Origin of the sequence: Terribacillus sp. 7520-G (assembly GCF_002271665.1) — a bacterium.
Classification (GTDB): Bacteria; Bacillota; Bacilli; order Bacillales; family Amphibacillaceae; genus Terribacillus.
Genome location: NZ_NQFP01000042.1, coordinates 1 through 16,590, shown reverse-complemented (window position 1 = coordinate 16,590; position 16,590 = coordinate 1). Strand labels below are relative to the sequence as shown.

Below are 16,590 nucleotides of genomic sequence, written 5' to 3'. Positions count from 1 at the left end.
TGTGGCTGTTTATTTCAAAAAAGGTAAAGTGGATGAAGATATCAAGCGTGACGATGAGAAAGTCGCGAGCATAGTAAGATCCACAATCCAAAAAATCGAAGATGAAGGTGACAAAGCAATCAGGGAATTGTCTCTTCAATTTGACAAGTGGTCGCCAGAAAGTTTCCGGCTTACAGAAGAAAAAATCAATGAAATCTGCGCATCCATTCCAGAACAGACAAAGCAGGATATTGAATTTGCTCAAAATAACATCAGGCGTTTTGCAGAGGAACAAAGAAAATCAATGAAAGATATAGAAGTGGAGACAATGCCGGGAGTCATTCTGGGACACAAGAATATTCCGGTTGGAAGTGTTGGCTGCTATATTCCCGGTGGACGATATCCAATGGTTGCATCCGCTCACATGAGTGTATTGACGGCTAAAGTTGCCGGTGTTAAAAGAGTGATAGCTTGCACACCCCCGATCAATGGTGAGATTCCGGCGGCCACGGTTTATGCCATGCACAAGGCTGGGGCGGATGAGATTTATATTTTAGGCGGTATTCAAGCAATGGCCGGAATGGCGATTGGTACGGAAACTATTGCACCAGTCGATATGATTGTTGGACCAGGTAACGCTTTTGTAGCTGAAGCGAAGAGACAGCTTTATGGTCGCGTGGGGATCGATCTTTTTGCGGGGCCGACTGAAACACTGGTAGTTGCAGATGAAACAAGCGATCCTGAATTTATCGCTACAGATTTGCTTGGTCAAGGCGAGCATGGACCAACATCTCCTGGTGCCTTGATCACCACTTCGAAAGAAATAGCGGAAAGGACAGTCGAAGAGATCGAGAGACAATTAAAGATTCTTCCTACTGCAGATGTAGCTAGTGTATCCTGGAATGATTACGGACAGATCATCATCGCAGAAGATGAGAAAGAAGCGCTGGAAGAAGCAGATAAATTAGCGTTTGAGCATGTTGAAATACTCACTAAGAATCCTGACTTCTTTTTAGAGAACATGACAAATTATGGATGCCTGTTCCTTGGACCAGAAACAAATGTTGCATACGGCGATAAAGTGATAGGAACGAACCACACATTGCCGACAAAAGGCGCGGCGAGATATACCGGGGGACTTTGGGTCGGCAAGTTTTTGAAAACGGTTACCTATCAGAAAGTTACTTCCAAGGAGCAAAGTGCTTATATCGGGGAATATGCTGCTAGACTTTGCCAGCTGGAGAATTTCTCTGGTCATGCAGAGCAAGCGTTGCTTCGTGTAAGGAAGTACAAGGGTGAGTCGGAGAATGAATAGAGTTTAACTTCTTTTATGGAAGTAGGTGCATTATGTTAAGTATGATTGGTCTGATCGGCGGTCTGGTTTTACTGACAGTTCTTGTGATGAGAGGCATGAATCTGTTGGTGGTCGCGCCTATATCAGCATTATTCGTCGCAGTATTGAATGGTATCCCGTTATTCCCGCAGTTTGCTGAAGATGGACAGGTAGATTTCATTACTGGTTATATGGACGGGTTCGCTGGATTCATCACCTCTTGGTACCTTATGTTCTTGGCGGGAGCAATCTTCGGAAAAGTAATGGAAGATAGCGGGGCTGCTGATAGTGTCTCCCATTGGATCGTCACCAAGGTAGGAATCAAGCACGCCGTACTCGCCATCGTACTGGCATCTGCCGTGCTGACTTATGGCGGGGTCAGTTTATTCGTTGTGGCATTTGCCGTATATCCGATGGCCGTCAGCTTGTTTAAGGAAGCTGACTTACCAAGAAGATTCATTCCCGCAGCGTTGGCTTTCGGTTCCACGACATTTACCATGACGTCTGCCGGATCACCTGAAATTCAGAACTGGATTCCGATTCCCTATCTTGGAACAAGTCCTTATGCAGGCTGGGAAGTAAGTTTAGTTACAGCAGTCTTCATGATTATCTTTGGGTACTGGTGGTTAATGAGGATGATTAAAAAGGCGGCTGAAAAAGGCGAACATTTCATCGCCAGGGATACGGATGAAACGAAAATAAGAAAGGACCTGCCGCATCCGCTGAAAAGCTTGATTCCTTTGCTGATTGTATTGATCATTGCCTTTGTCTTCCATGACTCGTTGGCACAATCAGCGTTGATACTTGCTTTGTTGGGCGGGATAATCTCTACATGGCTGCTCAATAGGAAGTATTTCAGGGATTTCTGGGATGCTGTAGGTGAAGGTACCACCGGAGCAATTATTGCAATAGGTAACACTGCGGCGGTAGTCGGTTTTGGCGGAGTTGCCAAAATAACACCTGCTTTCGATGATGCCGTGAATTTTATGACAAGTATTCCTGGATCCCCATTGATAGGAGGCGCACTAGCTGTAATGGTCATAGCAGGTCTCACTGGTTCATCGTCAGGCGGACAATCGATAGCCTTGCCTATCTTGGCGCCGCACTATCTGGATATGGGAGTGGATCCGGAAGCTCTTCACCGGACGGTTTCCATCTCTTCAGGCACATTGGATTCCCTGCCGCATGGAGGTTACGCTGTCACCACTATACGGGCCATTGCTGGGGAGACGCACCGGGATGCATATCCGGCCTTTGGGGCGATGACAGTATGCGTTCCGTTGGCTGCAGTCATTCTGGCAGTATTATTATTCAGTTTTGGATTGGGTATCTAATCTATAGTGATAGCCCCCTTTTAAGGGGGCTATCACTGTTAAATGATCTGTTTTCCCATTTGTCCTAAAGCATAATGGATTCCGTGCTGCAGTGTTTGGAAGCAATCGAAGGAGGCGAGTGAAATCCCGGAGTTGGATATGTGCAGACTGAGCTCGGGGGAAATACCTACAAGCAATGTCTTTGTTCCGATCATGGATGCAGCGGACCCAACCTTGCTGATCAGATTGGCTGTGTACTGGCTGACGTCCTTATCCAGTCCTGTCAAATCAAGCAGCATGTATCTTGCTTTATGTGCTGGCAGGTTTTCCAGTGTTTTAAAGAGCAGCTCCTTAGATCGATCCTCGTCATATTTCCCGATCAGCGGAACGACAACGACATGATCCAGTACCGGAATGATCGGAGATGACAGCTCGCTTACAAGATTCTTCAAATCCCTGGTTTTATCTTCGACAATCGCTTCCAATTCCATGATATGCTGTGATTCTTTTTTACGGGCCAGCTGATGGATATTCTCTGTAACAGTTATCTCCGAAGGAAAGTAGTGGATGATGGTACTTTCATGACCTTCCAATTGATAATGCTCTACCTCGTACCAGATGTTTGTTTCGAACATGCCGCTGAAGATACCGGCATAATGCGCAGGAAGGAAGGAGCCGCCTTCGGTTTTTCCTTGCGCGACATTTATCTTGTGCTCCCAGCTGTCGATCAGCTCAGCTGTCAGCGTATGTTTTTCAAGATCAAGATTCGTGATTTTCGTTCTGCCCCATCCTGCTGATGCATACGTATTCGTAATCAGTTCGGCAGCTTTATGAAGATCGACATCAGGCTTGTCCTGAAAATATTTACCTACGACCAGTCCCTGCCGATATCCAGACGTTTCAAAAACAAGATTGGAGACTTCCATCCCTGATATTTCCTCTATCGTATCAAAAAATTCCCGCATGGCACTGGAAATCCAAAACAGTACCGCATCTTCATTTTCATATGTGAATTTGCCTTTTTCCAGTTCCCAACCAAACTGAAGGCCGCCGATCTCTATCTTGTCCAATGATCTCGTACTCCTTCTTGGTGCATTTTATTATCCAACTCTCATTATAAAATTTCTTGGCATACAATGCCAGTCCTTTGCCAAGGCATGGAACCTCAAAAAAACAAAAAAGCGAACCCAGATTCCCTTGGGTTCGCTTCGATTTATTTGGTGATATCCATGAATCCTTCACCAAATACATCGCGTACATCGTACAAGGTGATGAATGCTTTTGTATCGATGGATCGGACAATTTTCTTCAGTGGGAGCAATTCCTGTTTATTTATGACGACATAGAGTATCTCTTTCTGGTTCTGCGTATAATACCCGCGTCCTTCCAGCAGTGTGACGCCTCTGTCAAGCTGTGTGGAAATCGTTTTGGCAATCGTATCTTTTTGATTGGAAATGATGAAGACTGCTTTCTTCGGATTCAATCCCTCGATGACGAATTCCATAACCTTGGTAGCGATATAAAGCATGATTACCGTGATGAGCAGTTTTTCCGTTCCGATGATGAACCAGGAGGCTGCCACGACAATCAAATCGAAAAACAGCAAAGCGAAGCTTGTATTCCAGTCCAGATATTTATTTGCCAGCCGGGCAAGGATTGCGGTGCCTGCTGTCGTTCCCCCGACTTTGAGGACAAGCCCGATCCCGACTCCGGCAAATACTCCGCCGAAAATGGCATTCACAAGCACTTGGTCTGAAGCAATCTCCCAGCTCTCGGTTAGATGAAGGAAGAAAGAATTCAATAGAATGACAATGATTGTATAGAAGACGGTTTGCTTATCGAGAAAACGGTAGCCTATGATGAGCAAAAGTCCATTCAGGATCAGGTTCATGATACTTGGCGCCCATCCCAATGCATAGAACAAGATGATGGTGATACCTGTGACACCGCCTTCACCAAGTTCACTCGGGATGGCAAAGAGGTTCACTGCCAGCGCGAACAGAAAGGAACCGGCCGCCAGGAATGCCAGGTCTCTAAGGAAATGCTGCTTCATCTGTTTCATCTGTTAACCCCCTTCAAGTAGTAGTTTCTTCTCTGATAGACCACGAGATTATATCATACAGTGCCCATGACTTGCCATATCACTTGACAAGATTTTGATAGAATATCTTCCGGTTTTATTTGGGATGTAAAAGGGGTATACGAAAATGATTGAGGAACGAATGCGCATAAATTGTGTCTGGATATGAAAAAGACTAGTATGGGATATATAAATAGGAGGGTTTTGCAGATGAAAGAGTCATTCAAAGCATTGGTTGCAGAAAAACAAGGCGAAGATTTTTCCGTACAGGTGAAAGATCTGACAGTCGATCAATTGCCGGAAGGGGAAGTACTGATCAAGGTCCATTATTCCGGTGTCAACTATAAGGATAGTCTTGCGACGATTCCAAATGGAAATGTCGTCAAGACTTACCCGATCGTTCCGGGAATCGATTTGGCTGGGGAAGTTGTATCTTCTGAAGACGAGCGCTTCAAGCAGGGGGATCACGTCATTGCGACAAGCTATGAAATCGGAGTTTCCCGTCACGGAGGTTATAGCGAGTATGCCAAGGTGCCAGCAGATTATATCGTACCGCTGCCGGCAGGGATGACCACAAGGGAAGCGATGATCATTGGTACTGCCGGTTTTACAGCTGCACTTTCTGTCCAGCGCCTATTGGAAAACGGGCTTGATAAAGGGGATGGCCCGGTGCTCGTTACCGGATCGACCGGCGGAGTAGGCAGCTTTGCTGTAGCCATTCTTCACAAACTTGGTTTCGAGGTGGAAGCCAGTACCGGTAAACAGGAGGAAGAGGACTATCTTAAAGGACTTGGAGCTGCCCGGATCATCTCCCGGGATGAAGTGTATGATGGAAATCTCAAGCAGATTGCCAGTCAGAGATGGGCAGCTGCAGTCGATCCGGTAGGCGGGGAACCGCTCGCATCGGTCCTCAGCCAGCTCAAGTATAACGGTTCCGCCGCTGTGAGCGGTTTGACAGGCGGGGGCAAGGTGCCGACGACTGTCTATCCGTTCATCCTGCGCGGTATTAATTTGCTTGGCATCGATTCGGTTTATTGCCCGAAACCAACTCGCGAAAAGATTTGGATGCAGCTGGCTACTGCTTTCAAGCCTAGTGATTTAGAGCGTTTCGTACTGGAAGAATTGACGCTGGACCAATTACCGGAAGCATTGCCTAATTTATTGGAAGGCAATGCCAGAGGCAGATATTTGGTTAAAATAAGCGGCTGATTGTGACAGGAATGTGACCGCTAAATTTGTAAGATTTGTGAATAAAATCACAAATGCTTTCTCTCTGTGCAAATCCGTGACATAATCGTAATCAAATGATTATGTGAGGTGCACAAATGATTTATCTATTGATTGTGTTCGCAGTGGCTTGTGTTGTTGGCTGCTTTACAGCCTGGATGAAAATGGTCAAAAAAGACGAACAGCAATTTGCACACGGAACAGAAACCGAAACGGTAGCATATAAAAAAGCGAATTGATATGGAAAGCGTGCTGGTGCCAGCACGCTTTTTTTATTCTGACTTTTCTTCGGAAGGATGTTATAACATAACCTGGTTAGGGTAAAGGAATACCATTCGAATTATGTTTAGGAAGAAAGGTACGGGGAAATGAAAACAGTTACAGAGATGGCTAAGAATGTCAGGGCTTTTGATAATTTCGAGGAAGCAGCACAAGGGGTGCTGGAGATCATCAGCGAATTCGTGAAGATCAATACACTATTCATCGCCAAAAATGACAAAGTCCAAAATGAAATAATCACAGTCATCAATCAGAAGGAAGAGCTGCTGCAACAGGGGGAAATACTGCCTTTTGATGAGACATTATGCAAGCTGAGTGTCGATCATGGGAAAGAAATATTGATCATCCCCGACTTATCCAAAAGTGAACTATCTCAATCGCTTGATGTCGTAAAGGGTTTAGGTGGCGGCAGCTTTATCGGAATCCCCATTTATTTTGAAAATGGGGAGATTTATGGGACCATCTGCGGGCTGGACACACATATCTTTCCGTTTACCGAAGAACATATCCGTCTCTTTGAAACGATGGCTTCACTTTTGACTTTTGTACTGGAGCTTGATAATGCCAATCAGCAGATTCAGAATTTATCAGCGCCATTTGTTCCAATTACGTCAGGAGTCGCTGTGCTTCCGATTATAGGATTCATCAATAAAGAGAGAGCTGAGAAAATAATCCAGCTATCTCTGCAAAAAAGTCAAGAGATGAATCTTGATTACCTTGTGATAGATTTGTCGGGTATTTCGCAGATTGATCATGTTGTGAGCAATTCCTTACTGAAGATAGCCACCTTATTAAAGCTGACCGGCGTGACACCGATCTTGACCGGCTTTCACCCGGATTTGGCTCTGAAGGCCCTATCTTTGCAGATGGAATTGAAGGAAATCATCATAGAAGCCAATTTGGAGCGTGCGCTCCATAAAATAGGTCTCCATTTGGAAAAGCGGGAGACACTGTAAACCAGACATCACACTGATATGTCTGGTTTTTTTTGTATCCATTTTTGATGGTAAAATAAGGTGGGAATTAAATGAAGAAAACGCTCGTTCATAAAATGAGGATAGCTGCTTTATGGTTCTGTACGTATTCGTGGATGACACCGCTTCTGGAAGTACACGGAGGAGGCAGAGCTTGTCCATGCGGCATGGAAATCAATGGGCTTGGGATTCTATCAGAAGCATGGCTATATAGTGTTCGGTAAGGTGGAGGATCACCCAATCGGCTGTACCCAATCCTATTTGGTGAAGAGGCTGTAGGAAACTTTTTGGCAGACTAAACCGTAATAGAGGAAAAGGGGGAACAGATATGATGACATATGCGTTTGAAACAATTGAGATGAAAGCATTAACCGGGAAGATGAAGAAGGATTATCGGAAAGTTGTCCAAGAATATGCCCGGGATGGCTGGCGTTTACATAGCATGAACCCAATTCCGGGTTATGATGGGATGGCACTCAGCATCGAACTGATCTTTGAAAGGGAAGCTTAAGGGGTGGAAAGATGAACATCAGAGAAATAGCTGAGAGAGATAATCAGCCAGTCGAGCAGCTGATTCGGACTTGCTTGAAAGAATTCGGAGCCGATAAGCCAGGAACAGCCTGGAGTGATCCCGATCTTGGCCGTTTCCATTCCCTGTATCAGAAGCCAGGCTCGAGATATTGGGTGGTGGAGCAGGAAGGTAAGATCGTTGCGGGCTGCGGAATCGGGCCCATTCCCGGACATCCGGAAGTTTGTGAGCTTCAAAAGATGTATGCGGCCAAAGATACGCGCGGAACAGGTATAGCCCATGATTTATTGCAGACAGCCCTTACCTTTGCCCGCCGGCATTATCGTCGCTGTTATCTTGAAACGTTAAGCAGTATGGCCGCTGCAAACCGCTTTTATCTGAAGAATGGATTTCGGCGTATGGACAAGCCATTAAGTGAAACGGAGCATTACGCATGTGATGTTTGGTATATCAAAGACTTATAATACACTGGAAGGAAGACGATGCATTGCATTTCAAACCAGTTTTGGAATTACTGGAAGCCCGCGGTATCTCCTATGCTATCGGCGGTTCGCTCCTCCTGTATCTGAAAGGACTGCCTGTATGCCCGAATGATGTCGATATACTAGTTGAAAGAGAGTGCTTTGCTTGCGCGAAGGAAGTGCTTCAGGCAAGTGCTGTCACATATGAAGATAAACCTGCCCAAGGTATCTTTTTAACAAGAGCTTGCATAACCTTCGGGATGTCGGATGGTTTGCAGGTGGATTTGATGACTGACTTTGCAATTCTATATGAAACCAATGTCATCCAAATGCCATTCACTGCCATCAAGGAACAAACAAAGGATGGCTTGCTGCCGCTGGGCAGTATGGAAGCTTGGTATGTGATGTATTGGCTATTGCCAGGCAAGGAAAAAAAGCGAGCTTTGATGGAAGACTATTTTCATAGCAATGGCCTTGCAGATCCTTCATACTTAAAGCAGGCTCTCACGCTTGGTTTGCCAGAAGCTGCAAACTTCGCGATCAGCCGTTTATTAGCGGATGCATCAAGGAATTAATTACCTACGATCATTTTATATGAACTACTAGAAAATCCCTTTCCAAAGGGATTTTTTTATTTGTTAACAAAGCTGTGACGATTACGCCACAATTTGTTCAATATTTCACAATCACAAATAGGAATAGGGGAGTATACTAAACGTAACAGGACAATGTGACTAATTTCACATAGTTTCCGATAAAATATGACAAAGAAAGAAGGCGGCAAAATGGATGTTGTAGAGCTTTCGCGAATCCAGTTTGCATCAACGACATTGTTCCATTTCCTATTCGTTCCATTGAGTATAGGATTGGCATTCATCATAGCAATCATGGAAACTCTGTACGTTGTCAAAAAAGATGATAAGTACAAAAAAATGGCGAAGTTCTGGGGACATTTATTCCTGATCAACTTTGCAGTCGGTGTCGTGACCGGTATACTGCAGGAATTCCAATTTGGAATGAACTGGTCGGAATATTCCCGTTTCGTAGGGGATGTCTTCGGTGCACCGCTTGCAATAGAAGCATTATTGGCATTCTTCATGGAATCCACCTTCCTTGGTTTGTGGATTTTCGGCTGGGATCGTCTGCCGAAATGGGTGCATGCCCTATGTATTTGGCTTGTTTCCTTAGGTACGATTTTCTCCGCATTCTTCATCCTGTCAGCCAACTCATTCATGCAGCATCCAGTAGGGGAAGTACTGCAAAATGGCAGATTGGAAATGAATGATTTCTTGGCAATCCTGACAAATGGCCAGCTTTGGGTTGAATTCCCGCATACTATCTTGGGATCATTTGCAACCGGAGCCTTGTTCATCACCGGTATAAGTGCCATCGCATTCCTGCGTAAGAAGCATGTGGAATTCTATAAAGGTTCCTTTAAAGTGGCGATCATCGTCGGTTTGATCAGCGGTATCGGTATTGCGCTGTCCGGGCACGAACAGGCACTATATCTTGTGGAAACACAGCCGATGAAAATGGCTGCCAGTGAAGGCCTTTGGGAAGACAGTGCCGATCCGGCTCCATGGACTGTTTTCGCCAATATCGATACAGAAGCGAAAGAAAATTCGGGCGAGCTAAAAATTCCGTACCTGTTGAGTTTCTTATCTTATGGGGAATTCAAAGGTTCGGTCGAAGGTATGAATACACTTCAGGAACGTTATGAAGATCTATATGGACCTGGCAATTACATGCCGCCGGTCAAAACGACATTCTGGAGTTTCCGTGTCATGTCTGTACTTGGCGGTGCAATAGCTGCCCTTACCATCTGGGGAGCGTACTTGTATGCACGTAAAAAACTTATCAATAGTAAATGGTATCTGCGTTTGATGATCATAGCCATCAGCTTCCCATTCATCGGAAGTTCGGCAGGCTGGATCATGACGGAAATTGGTCGTCAGCCATGGGTTGTATTCGGTTATATGAAAACAGAGGATGCAGTCAGCGCAGGGGTGACTGCAGGAGAAGTATTATTCTCCCTCATCACTTTCTCTGTTTTGTATCTGATCTTGTTTGCGGTCATGATCACTTTGTTCGTCCGTGAAATCAAGAAAGGGCCGGACCACGATATCGAGAAGACAGACCCGATTGCAGATCCGTTCACGAAGGAGGGTCAACATGCTTTCTCTTAATGAATTCTGGTTCATTCTCGTTGCTGTCTTGTTCGTTGGCTTCTTCTTCCTGGAAGGCTTCGACTTCGGAGTCGGAATGGCAAGTAAGTTTGTAGCCAAAAATGATTTGGAAAGACGCGCGTTCATCAATTCAATCGGTCCATACTGGGATGCCAATGAAGTATGGCTGATCACAGCGATCGGTGCGATGTTCGCTGCATTCCCAAATTGGTATGCATCCATGCTGAGCGGATTTTATCTCTGTTTCGCGTTCATTCTCTTCGGATTGATCGGGCGCGGTGTTGCGTTCGAGTTCCGCGGCAAAGCGGAGCATCCGACTTGGCGAAAAACATGGGACTGGGTGATTCTGTTTGGCAGCATCATCCCGCCGCTTACTTTCGGCATCATGTTCACAGCCTTGATTCAAGGAGTGCCGATTGACGAAAATATGACAATGCATGCCGGAGTATCCGATGTCATCAACTTTTATACCGTTCTTGGCGGTGTGACACTCACCATGCTTTGTGCATGGCATGGCCTTATCTTCGGTACACTACGGTTGATGGACACATTGCGTGAACGCTGCCGCAAAGCAGCGAAGAGCTTGCTGCCCATCAACGCGATTTTACTGGTGGCATTCCTTGGTATGACATTCTTCAAAACGGACATGTTCAGTGTCCATGGCAATATTTTGGAGTATCTATTCATGGTCGGTGTTCTCGTTTACATCGCATCGGGTTATTTCATCACACGCAAACGAGATGGCTGGGCATTTTTGATGTCAGGCTTGATCATGATCCTGCTGATCGCTTCCGTGTTTATCGGTCTGTTCCCACGGGTAATGATTAGTTCCATCAGTGAAGCATATAGTTTGACGGTGCAATCAGCGTCTTCAGGAGATTACTCTTTGAAAGTCATAACCTATATCAGTTTGGCATTGCTGCCATTCGTATTAGGCTATCAAATCTGGAGCTACTACGTTTTCCGTAAACGAGTGGATCATAAGGAGCATATGGAATACTAATGGGCAGAAATTTAATGGCTTATAAAGGAATAAAAACGGTGCTGCTAGGGCTCTCCGCATTGACGCTTGCGCAAGCTGTGGCCATTATCTTTCAGGCGAAATGGCTTGCGGAGACCATTACGCACCTATTCCATGGTGAAAGTTTTCAATCTCAAATCCCACTTATAGGCTGCTTTATAGCAGCCTTTCTTGCTAGACAGCTATTGCAGCTGATCATCAAGAAAGTGTGTTTCCGCTTTGCAGAGGCAACTGTCGAGGATATGCGAAAGGCATTCCTGGAGAGTGTATTCAAACTTGGACCCCGCTATACAAGACAGGAAGGTACCGGGAATCTGGTCACTTTCTTGTTGGAGGGAGCAGGAAAATTGCGCGATTATCTGGAGCTGTTCCTGCCAAAGCTTGTGTCCAATATGATCACGCCATGGCTTGTATTGATTTATATTTGGATGCACGATGACATTTCAGCGATCATCCTGCTGGTCACCATTCCTATTTTGATTGCTTTCATGATCCTGCTCGGCTTGGCTGCCCAGAAGAAGATGGACAGTCAGTGGAAGGCATATCGTATGCTATCCAATCACTTCGTGGATTCACTGCGAGGATTGGAAACATTGAAATTCCTCGGGCGGAGCAAGGCGCATGGGGAGACGATCGAGAAGGTGAGCGGGCAGTATCGCAAATCCACCTTGGGTACATTGCGGATCGCGTTCCTTTCCACGTTTGCACTGGATCTATTCACACAGCTGGCAATTGCTTTCGTTGCGGTGACATTGGGGCTTCGATTGATCGATGGGACGCTCCTGCTCGAACCGGCATTGATGATTTTACTGCTGGCGCCAGAGTATTTCCTGCCGATTCGCGAGGTGGGGAATGATTATCATGCAACGCTCGATGGCAAGGATGCTGGCGATCAAATGCTTTCTGTCATCAAGCTGGCCGATGAAAAGCACCAAGGGAAAGAAGCAGGTATTTGGAAAGAAAACAGTGAACTTGCCTTACAGGATGTGACGGTTATGTATGACAATGATCGTCCTGCTCTGTCAGACATCATGTTAAGGATCAAGGGAAATCAGAAAATCGGATTGATTGGAGCGAGCGGTGCAGGAAAATCGACTTTCATTGATTTGCTCAGTGGTTTTATCGATCCTGCAGCCGGTCGGATGGAGCTGGATGGAAAGCCTGTGGATTTCACCGCCGATACGTGGCAGAAACAAACGGCCTACATCCCGCAGCATCCATTCATCTTCCAAGGAAGCATCAAGGATAATGTGCGATTCTATGCGCCGGAGGCTTCGGACGACCAAGTGGAAAAAGCGATTGATCATGCCGGGCTGCGTGATGTAGTAGATAAGCTGCCTGAAGGTTCCGATACCTTGATTGGTGAAGGAGCCCGCTCCTTGAGCGGCGGGCAGGCACAGCGTGTTGTGCTGGCCAGGGCATTTTTGAGTGACCGCCCCATCGTCCTCTTGGATGAACCGACAGCGCAGCTTGATATCGAAACGGAATATGAATTGAAGGAAGTAATCAAGGAGCTCGCTTCGGATAAATTGTTGTTCTTCGCATCGCATCGATTGCATTGGATGCAGGAAATGGATGTGATCGTCGTCATGGAAAACGGCAGAATAGCTGAGAGCGGCACACATGAACAATTGATGGCAAACCGCGGCTTATATGTCCGTTTGCTGCAAGCACAAATGGGGGATAATCATGAAGCATCGTGACTGGATCATGCCATATGTCAAACGTTATAAATATCGTATGCTGACCATTCTGCTGCTCAGTATGCTGACTGTGGGATCAGCTGCGGCGCTGATGTTCACATCTGGCTATCTGATTTCAAAATCATCGCTTCGGCCGGAGAATATCCTGCTCGTGTATGTGCCGATTGTCCTTGTCCGGGCATTCGGGCTCGGACGATCGGTATTCCGCTATTCCGAACGATTGGTCAGTCATGATTTCATCCTCCGTGTGCTGGCGAAGATGCGGACGCGTCTGTATCATCTGGTCGAGCCGAAAGCAGCGACGAGTAAGTCGTTGAAAACAGGCGAAGTGCTCGGCATTTTGGCCGAGGATATCGAAAGTCTGCAGGATCTTTATTTACGCACGGTTCTTCCGACTGCATCTGCCGTCCTCCTGTATGTCATCAGTATCTGTGCACTCGGGTTTTTCAGTCCTGGCTTTGCAGTGCTAATGGCGATATATTTCTTTGTATTGGTTGTCGTGATGCCGATTTTCTCCCTTTTGCATATGCGTGCGGTGAACCAGGCATACAAGAAGGATAAGGATGAGCTCTATCAATATGTGACGGATGGTTTCCTCGGTATCCATGATTGGCTGCTGAGCGGTCAGAAGAAGCAATTCTTCAGCCGGTTCTATAAGCGTCAGGGTACACAGGATATGCTTGATAAACGGTCGAAGAACTGGTCTTATTACCGTGAATTCATCGGGCAGGTGATCGTTGCTGCCATGCTTGTCACGATGCTGGCTTTCGGCGCCAGCCTTTTTGCGGATGGAAGGATTGCGGGTGTATTCATTGCTGCATTCGTCCTTGTCGTCATACCGCTGTCAGAGGCGATTCTGCCAGTTTCCAATGCGGTGGAGAAGTATCCTCGCTATGAAGAATCCCTGAACCGCGTCACCAAGCTGGAAGCGGATCAGGAAACAGCTGCTGAGCCTGAGTCCTATGAGGGCTCATTGGAAAATGTGCAGCTGACGATGGATGATGTGAGCTTCGGTTATGAGCAGCAGGGAAGGGTCATCAAAAATCTGTCACTCGAACTGACTCAAGGTAAAAAGATTGCCATCATCGGTAAAAGCGGTGCCGGTAAATCGACATTGCTCAAGCTGCTGCAAGGGATGCTTGTCCCCGATGCGGGATCTGTTCAACTCAATGGATACAAAGCAGCTGCAATCCGAAGGGATATGACAAAGCTTGTATCGGTTTTGAATCAAAATCCATATCTTTTCTATACAAGTGTTGCCAATAATCTGCTGCTGGCAAATGAATCGGCAACGGAAGCAGAAGTGAAAGCAGTGATGAAACAAGTCAAGCTCCATGATTTAGTCGCCAGTCAGCCGGAAGGATATCAGACATCGATGCAGGAAACAGGTCAGCGTTTCTCTGGCGGCGAACGGCAGCGAATTGCTTTGGCGCGTGTCCTGCTTCAGGATACACCGATTGTCATGCTGGATGAGCCGACTGTAGGACTTGATCCGATTACCGAACGGGACTTGCTGGATACGATTTTTACCAGCTTGGCTGGTAAATCCTTGATCTGGGTGACACATCATCTCGTGGGGATGGAGCAAATGGATGAAATCATCTTCCTGGAAGAAGGGAAAATAAAAATGCGCGGAACACATGCACGACTGCTTCAGGAATCCTCGCATTATCGGAGACTATATGAGCTGGACCGCCCGGAGGTGCTTCAGCGTGCTTGATCCAAAGCGATTACGCTTTGGATTTTTTTTATGCATAAAATGCCAGTCAGCCCGTCATACTACGGGTAAGCATAATCGAAATGGAGTGACGTGATGGATATCTTTCTTGCCGTCCTGCCCGCATTGTTTTGGGGCAGTATCGTATTATTCAATGTCAAGCTCGGAGGAAGCCCTTATCACCAGATTCTGGGTACAACGATCGGGGCCCTGCTGCTTTCCATCGTTTTGTATTTCTTTGTGCGTCCGGAACTGACGGGATTCATCTTTTTAATTGGATTCTTATCCGGGGTGTTCTGGTCGCTTGGCCAAACCTTCCAGCTGAAGAGCATCCATGCGATTGGCGTTTCAAGGACAATGCCGATTTCTACAGGCGCACAGCTTGTTTCCACATCATTGTTTGGTGTGATCGTATTCGGAGAATGGAACACGACCCGTTCTGTCATTCTTGGAATCCTGGCGCTGGTGCTGATCATCGTTGGAGCGATCCTTACTTCCAAACGCGCCAAGGGAGAGAAAGAGGACGAGGAGAGCAGGGGAGCTTTCCGCAAAGGGCTGGTGTTCCTTGCCATCTCGACAATAGGCTATCTCGTCTATGTGGTCATCGCCAGATTGTTCGGGGTGGATGGATGGACTGCCTTATTCCCGCAGGCTGTCGGCATGGTGGCAGGCGGCATCATACTCACCGTGAAATACAGACCGTATGACATGTACACAGTGAAGAATATACTTCCTGGCCTGATTTGGGCCACCGGGAATATGTTCCTGTTCATTTCGCAGCCGCGTGTCGGGGTTGCGACAAGCTTTTCATTATCCCAGATGGGCATCGTCATTTCCACATTGGGCGGTATTTTCATTTTAGGGGAGAAGAAAACCAGGGGACAGCTGATCAGTATCAGTATCGGGATTGTCTTGATCGTTGTGGCCGGGTTCCTCTTAGGTTATACGAAATCATGAAAAAGGAGTGTTTCTTATGTATCCAAGTTTGCAAGGGAAAGTAGTTGTCATCACAGGGGCGTCGACTGGTCTGGGAAGGTCAATGGCGCTTCGTTTCGGCCAGGAAGGCGCAAAGGTTGTCGTGAATTATTACAATAATGGGGAAAAGGCGGATGAGGTTGTCCGTGAAATCAAAGATGGCGGCAGCGATGCAATAGCCATCCAGGGTAATGTCATGAAAGAAGAGGATGTGAAGAAACTCGTCCAGACGGCTATCGATTCTTTCGGGAAGCTTGATATCATGATAAACAATGCGGGTGTTGAAAATCCTGTCCCATCCCATGAACTGTCATTGAAAGACTGGGATCGTGTCATCGGGACGAACCTGACAGGCGCTTTCTTGGGATCGAGAGAGGCATTGAAGTATTTTGTCGAAAATAATGTCAAAGGAAATATCATCAATATGTCCAGCGTCCATGAAGTGATTCCTTGGCCATTGTTTGCGCATTATGCGGCGAGTAAAGGCGGGGTGAAGCTTTTGACGGAAACCTTGGCGCTTGAATATGCCCCTAGGCAGATCCGTGTGAACAATATTGGTCCAGGTGCCATCAATACCCCGATCAATGCAGAAAAGTTCGCAGATCCAAAACAGAAAGCCGACGTGGAGAGCATGATCCCAATGGGATATATCGGCAAGCCTGAGGAAATTGCGGCAGTGGCAGCCTGGCTCGCTTCCGATGAATCCAGCTATGTAACAGGTATTACACTGTTTGCCGATGGCGGGATGACCAAATATCCGAGCTTCCAAGCAGGAAGAGGCTAAAAAAGAAGACAATGCCCGAGGGCATTGTC

General features: G+C 46.5%; 17 protein-coding genes. 15 read left to right on the top strand and 2 right to left on the bottom strand.

Translation table 11 applies throughout. The features are described 5' to 3' along the window. Position 1 precedes the first annotated feature (1 nt). A complete protein-coding gene (gene hisD / locus CHH53_RS14255) occupies positions 2 to 1,294 on the top strand; it encodes a histidinol dehydrogenase (protein WP_095216804.1) in 1,293 nt (430 codons plus the stop codon). Positions 1,295 to 1,326: 32 nt separating this feature from the next. Then, positions 1,327 to 2,646 (top strand): GntP family permease, encoded by a 1,320-nt coding sequence (locus CHH53_RS14250; RefSeq protein WP_095216803.1) that lies wholly within the window; start codon positions 1,327 to 1,329, stop codon positions 2,644 to 2,646. 38 nt (positions 2,647 to 2,684) lie between these two features. Here CHH53_RS14250 and CHH53_RS14245 read toward each other — a convergent pair whose 3' ends face one another. After that, positions 2,685 to 3,695, bottom strand: a complete 1,011-nt coding sequence (locus CHH53_RS14245) for an STAS domain-containing protein (protein WP_095216802.1) — start codon at positions 3,693 to 3,695, stop codon at positions 2,685 to 2,687. Between the two features lie 143 nt (positions 3,696 to 3,838). Beyond that, positions 3,839 to 4,678: a YitT family protein gene (locus CHH53_RS14240; RefSeq protein ID WP_095216846.1), complete on the bottom strand. Its 840-nt coding sequence runs from the start codon at positions 4,676 to 4,678 to the stop codon at positions 3,839 to 3,841. Positions 4,679 to 4,915: 237 nt separating this feature from the next. Here CHH53_RS14240 and CHH53_RS14235 point away from each other — a divergent pair, with 237 nt between their 5' ends. The 13 genes from CHH53_RS14235 (at position 4,916) to gdh (ending at position 16,561) form a co-directional block, all read left to right on the top strand. Next, positions 4,916 to 5,914 carry an acrylyl-CoA reductase family protein gene (locus CHH53_RS14235; RefSeq protein ID WP_095216801.1) on the top strand — a complete coding sequence of 333 codons (999 nt, stop codon included), beginning with the start codon at positions 4,916 to 4,918 and terminating at the stop codon, positions 5,912 to 5,914. A 116-nt stretch (positions 5,915 to 6,030) separates the two neighbouring features. Beyond that, the gene (locus CHH53_RS17415) at positions 6,031 to 6,171 is read left to right on the top strand and encodes a hypothetical protein (protein WP_158221571.1); all 141 of its coding nucleotides are present in this window, start codon (positions 6,031 to 6,033) and stop codon (positions 6,169 to 6,171) included. Between the two features lie 129 nt (positions 6,172 to 6,300). Continuing rightward, positions 6,301 to 7,167, top strand: coding sequence for a GAF domain-containing protein (locus CHH53_RS14230; RefSeq protein ID WP_233135116.1), 867 nt, complete (start codon positions 6,301 to 6,303; stop codon positions 7,165 to 7,167). 71 nt (positions 7,168 to 7,238) lie between these two features. Continuing rightward, positions 7,239 to 7,409 carry a hypothetical protein gene (locus CHH53_RS17410; RefSeq protein WP_158221570.1) on the top strand — a complete coding sequence of 57 codons (171 nt, stop codon included), beginning with the start codon at positions 7,239 to 7,241 and terminating at the stop codon, positions 7,407 to 7,409. A 104-nt stretch (positions 7,410 to 7,513) separates the two neighbouring features. Continuing rightward, positions 7,514 to 7,696 carry a DUF4177 domain-containing protein gene (locus CHH53_RS14225; RefSeq protein WP_095216800.1) on the top strand — a complete coding sequence of 61 codons (183 nt, stop codon included), beginning with the start codon at positions 7,514 to 7,516 and terminating at the stop codon, positions 7,694 to 7,696. Positions 7,697 to 7,707: 11 nt separating this feature from the next. Continuing rightward, positions 7,708 to 8,178 carry a GNAT family N-acetyltransferase gene (locus CHH53_RS14220; RefSeq protein WP_095216799.1) on the top strand — a complete coding sequence of 157 codons (471 nt, stop codon included), beginning with the start codon at positions 7,708 to 7,710 and terminating at the stop codon, positions 8,176 to 8,178. A gap of 23 nt (positions 8,179 to 8,201) precedes the next feature. Beyond that, complete coding sequence (locus CHH53_RS14215) at positions 8,202 to 8,750, top strand: nucleotidyltransferase family protein (RefSeq protein WP_095216798.1); 549 nt, start codon at positions 8,202 to 8,204, stop codon at positions 8,748 to 8,750. 210 nt (positions 8,751 to 8,960) lie between these two features. Then, positions 8,961 to 10,361 (top strand): cytochrome ubiquinol oxidase subunit I, encoded by a 1,401-nt coding sequence (locus CHH53_RS14210; RefSeq protein ID WP_095216797.1) that lies wholly within the window; start codon positions 8,961 to 8,963, stop codon positions 10,359 to 10,361. Continuing rightward, positions 10,348 to 11,364 (top strand): cytochrome d ubiquinol oxidase subunit II, encoded by a 1,017-nt coding sequence (cydB, locus tag CHH53_RS14205; protein WP_095216796.1) that lies wholly within the window; start codon positions 10,348 to 10,350, stop codon positions 11,362 to 11,364. Before CHH53_RS14210 ends, cydB begins: the two co-directional genes overlap by 14 nt. Further along, positions 11,364 to 13,085, top strand: coding sequence for a thiol reductant ABC exporter subunit CydD (cydD, locus tag CHH53_RS14200; protein WP_095216795.1), 1,722 nt, complete (start codon positions 11,364 to 11,366; stop codon positions 13,083 to 13,085). The genes cydB and cydD overlap by 1 nt, the downstream gene beginning before the upstream one ends. Then, complete coding sequence (gene cydC, locus CHH53_RS14195) at positions 13,072 to 14,805, top strand: thiol reductant ABC exporter subunit CydC (protein ID WP_095216794.1); 1,734 nt, start codon at positions 13,072 to 13,074, stop codon at positions 14,803 to 14,805. The genes cydD and cydC overlap by 14 nt, the downstream gene beginning before the upstream one ends. 93 nt (positions 14,806 to 14,898) lie before the next feature. Beyond that, positions 14,899 to 15,759, top strand: a complete 861-nt coding sequence (locus tag CHH53_RS14190) for a GRP family sugar transporter (protein ID WP_095216793.1) — start codon at positions 14,899 to 14,901, stop codon at positions 15,757 to 15,759. Between the two features lie 16 nt (positions 15,760 to 15,775). Further along, positions 15,776 to 16,561 (top strand): glucose 1-dehydrogenase, encoded by a 786-nt coding sequence (gene gdh / locus CHH53_RS14185; RefSeq protein WP_095216792.1) that lies wholly within the window; start codon positions 15,776 to 15,778, stop codon positions 16,559 to 16,561. Positions 16,562 to 16,590 lie beyond the last annotated feature (29 nt).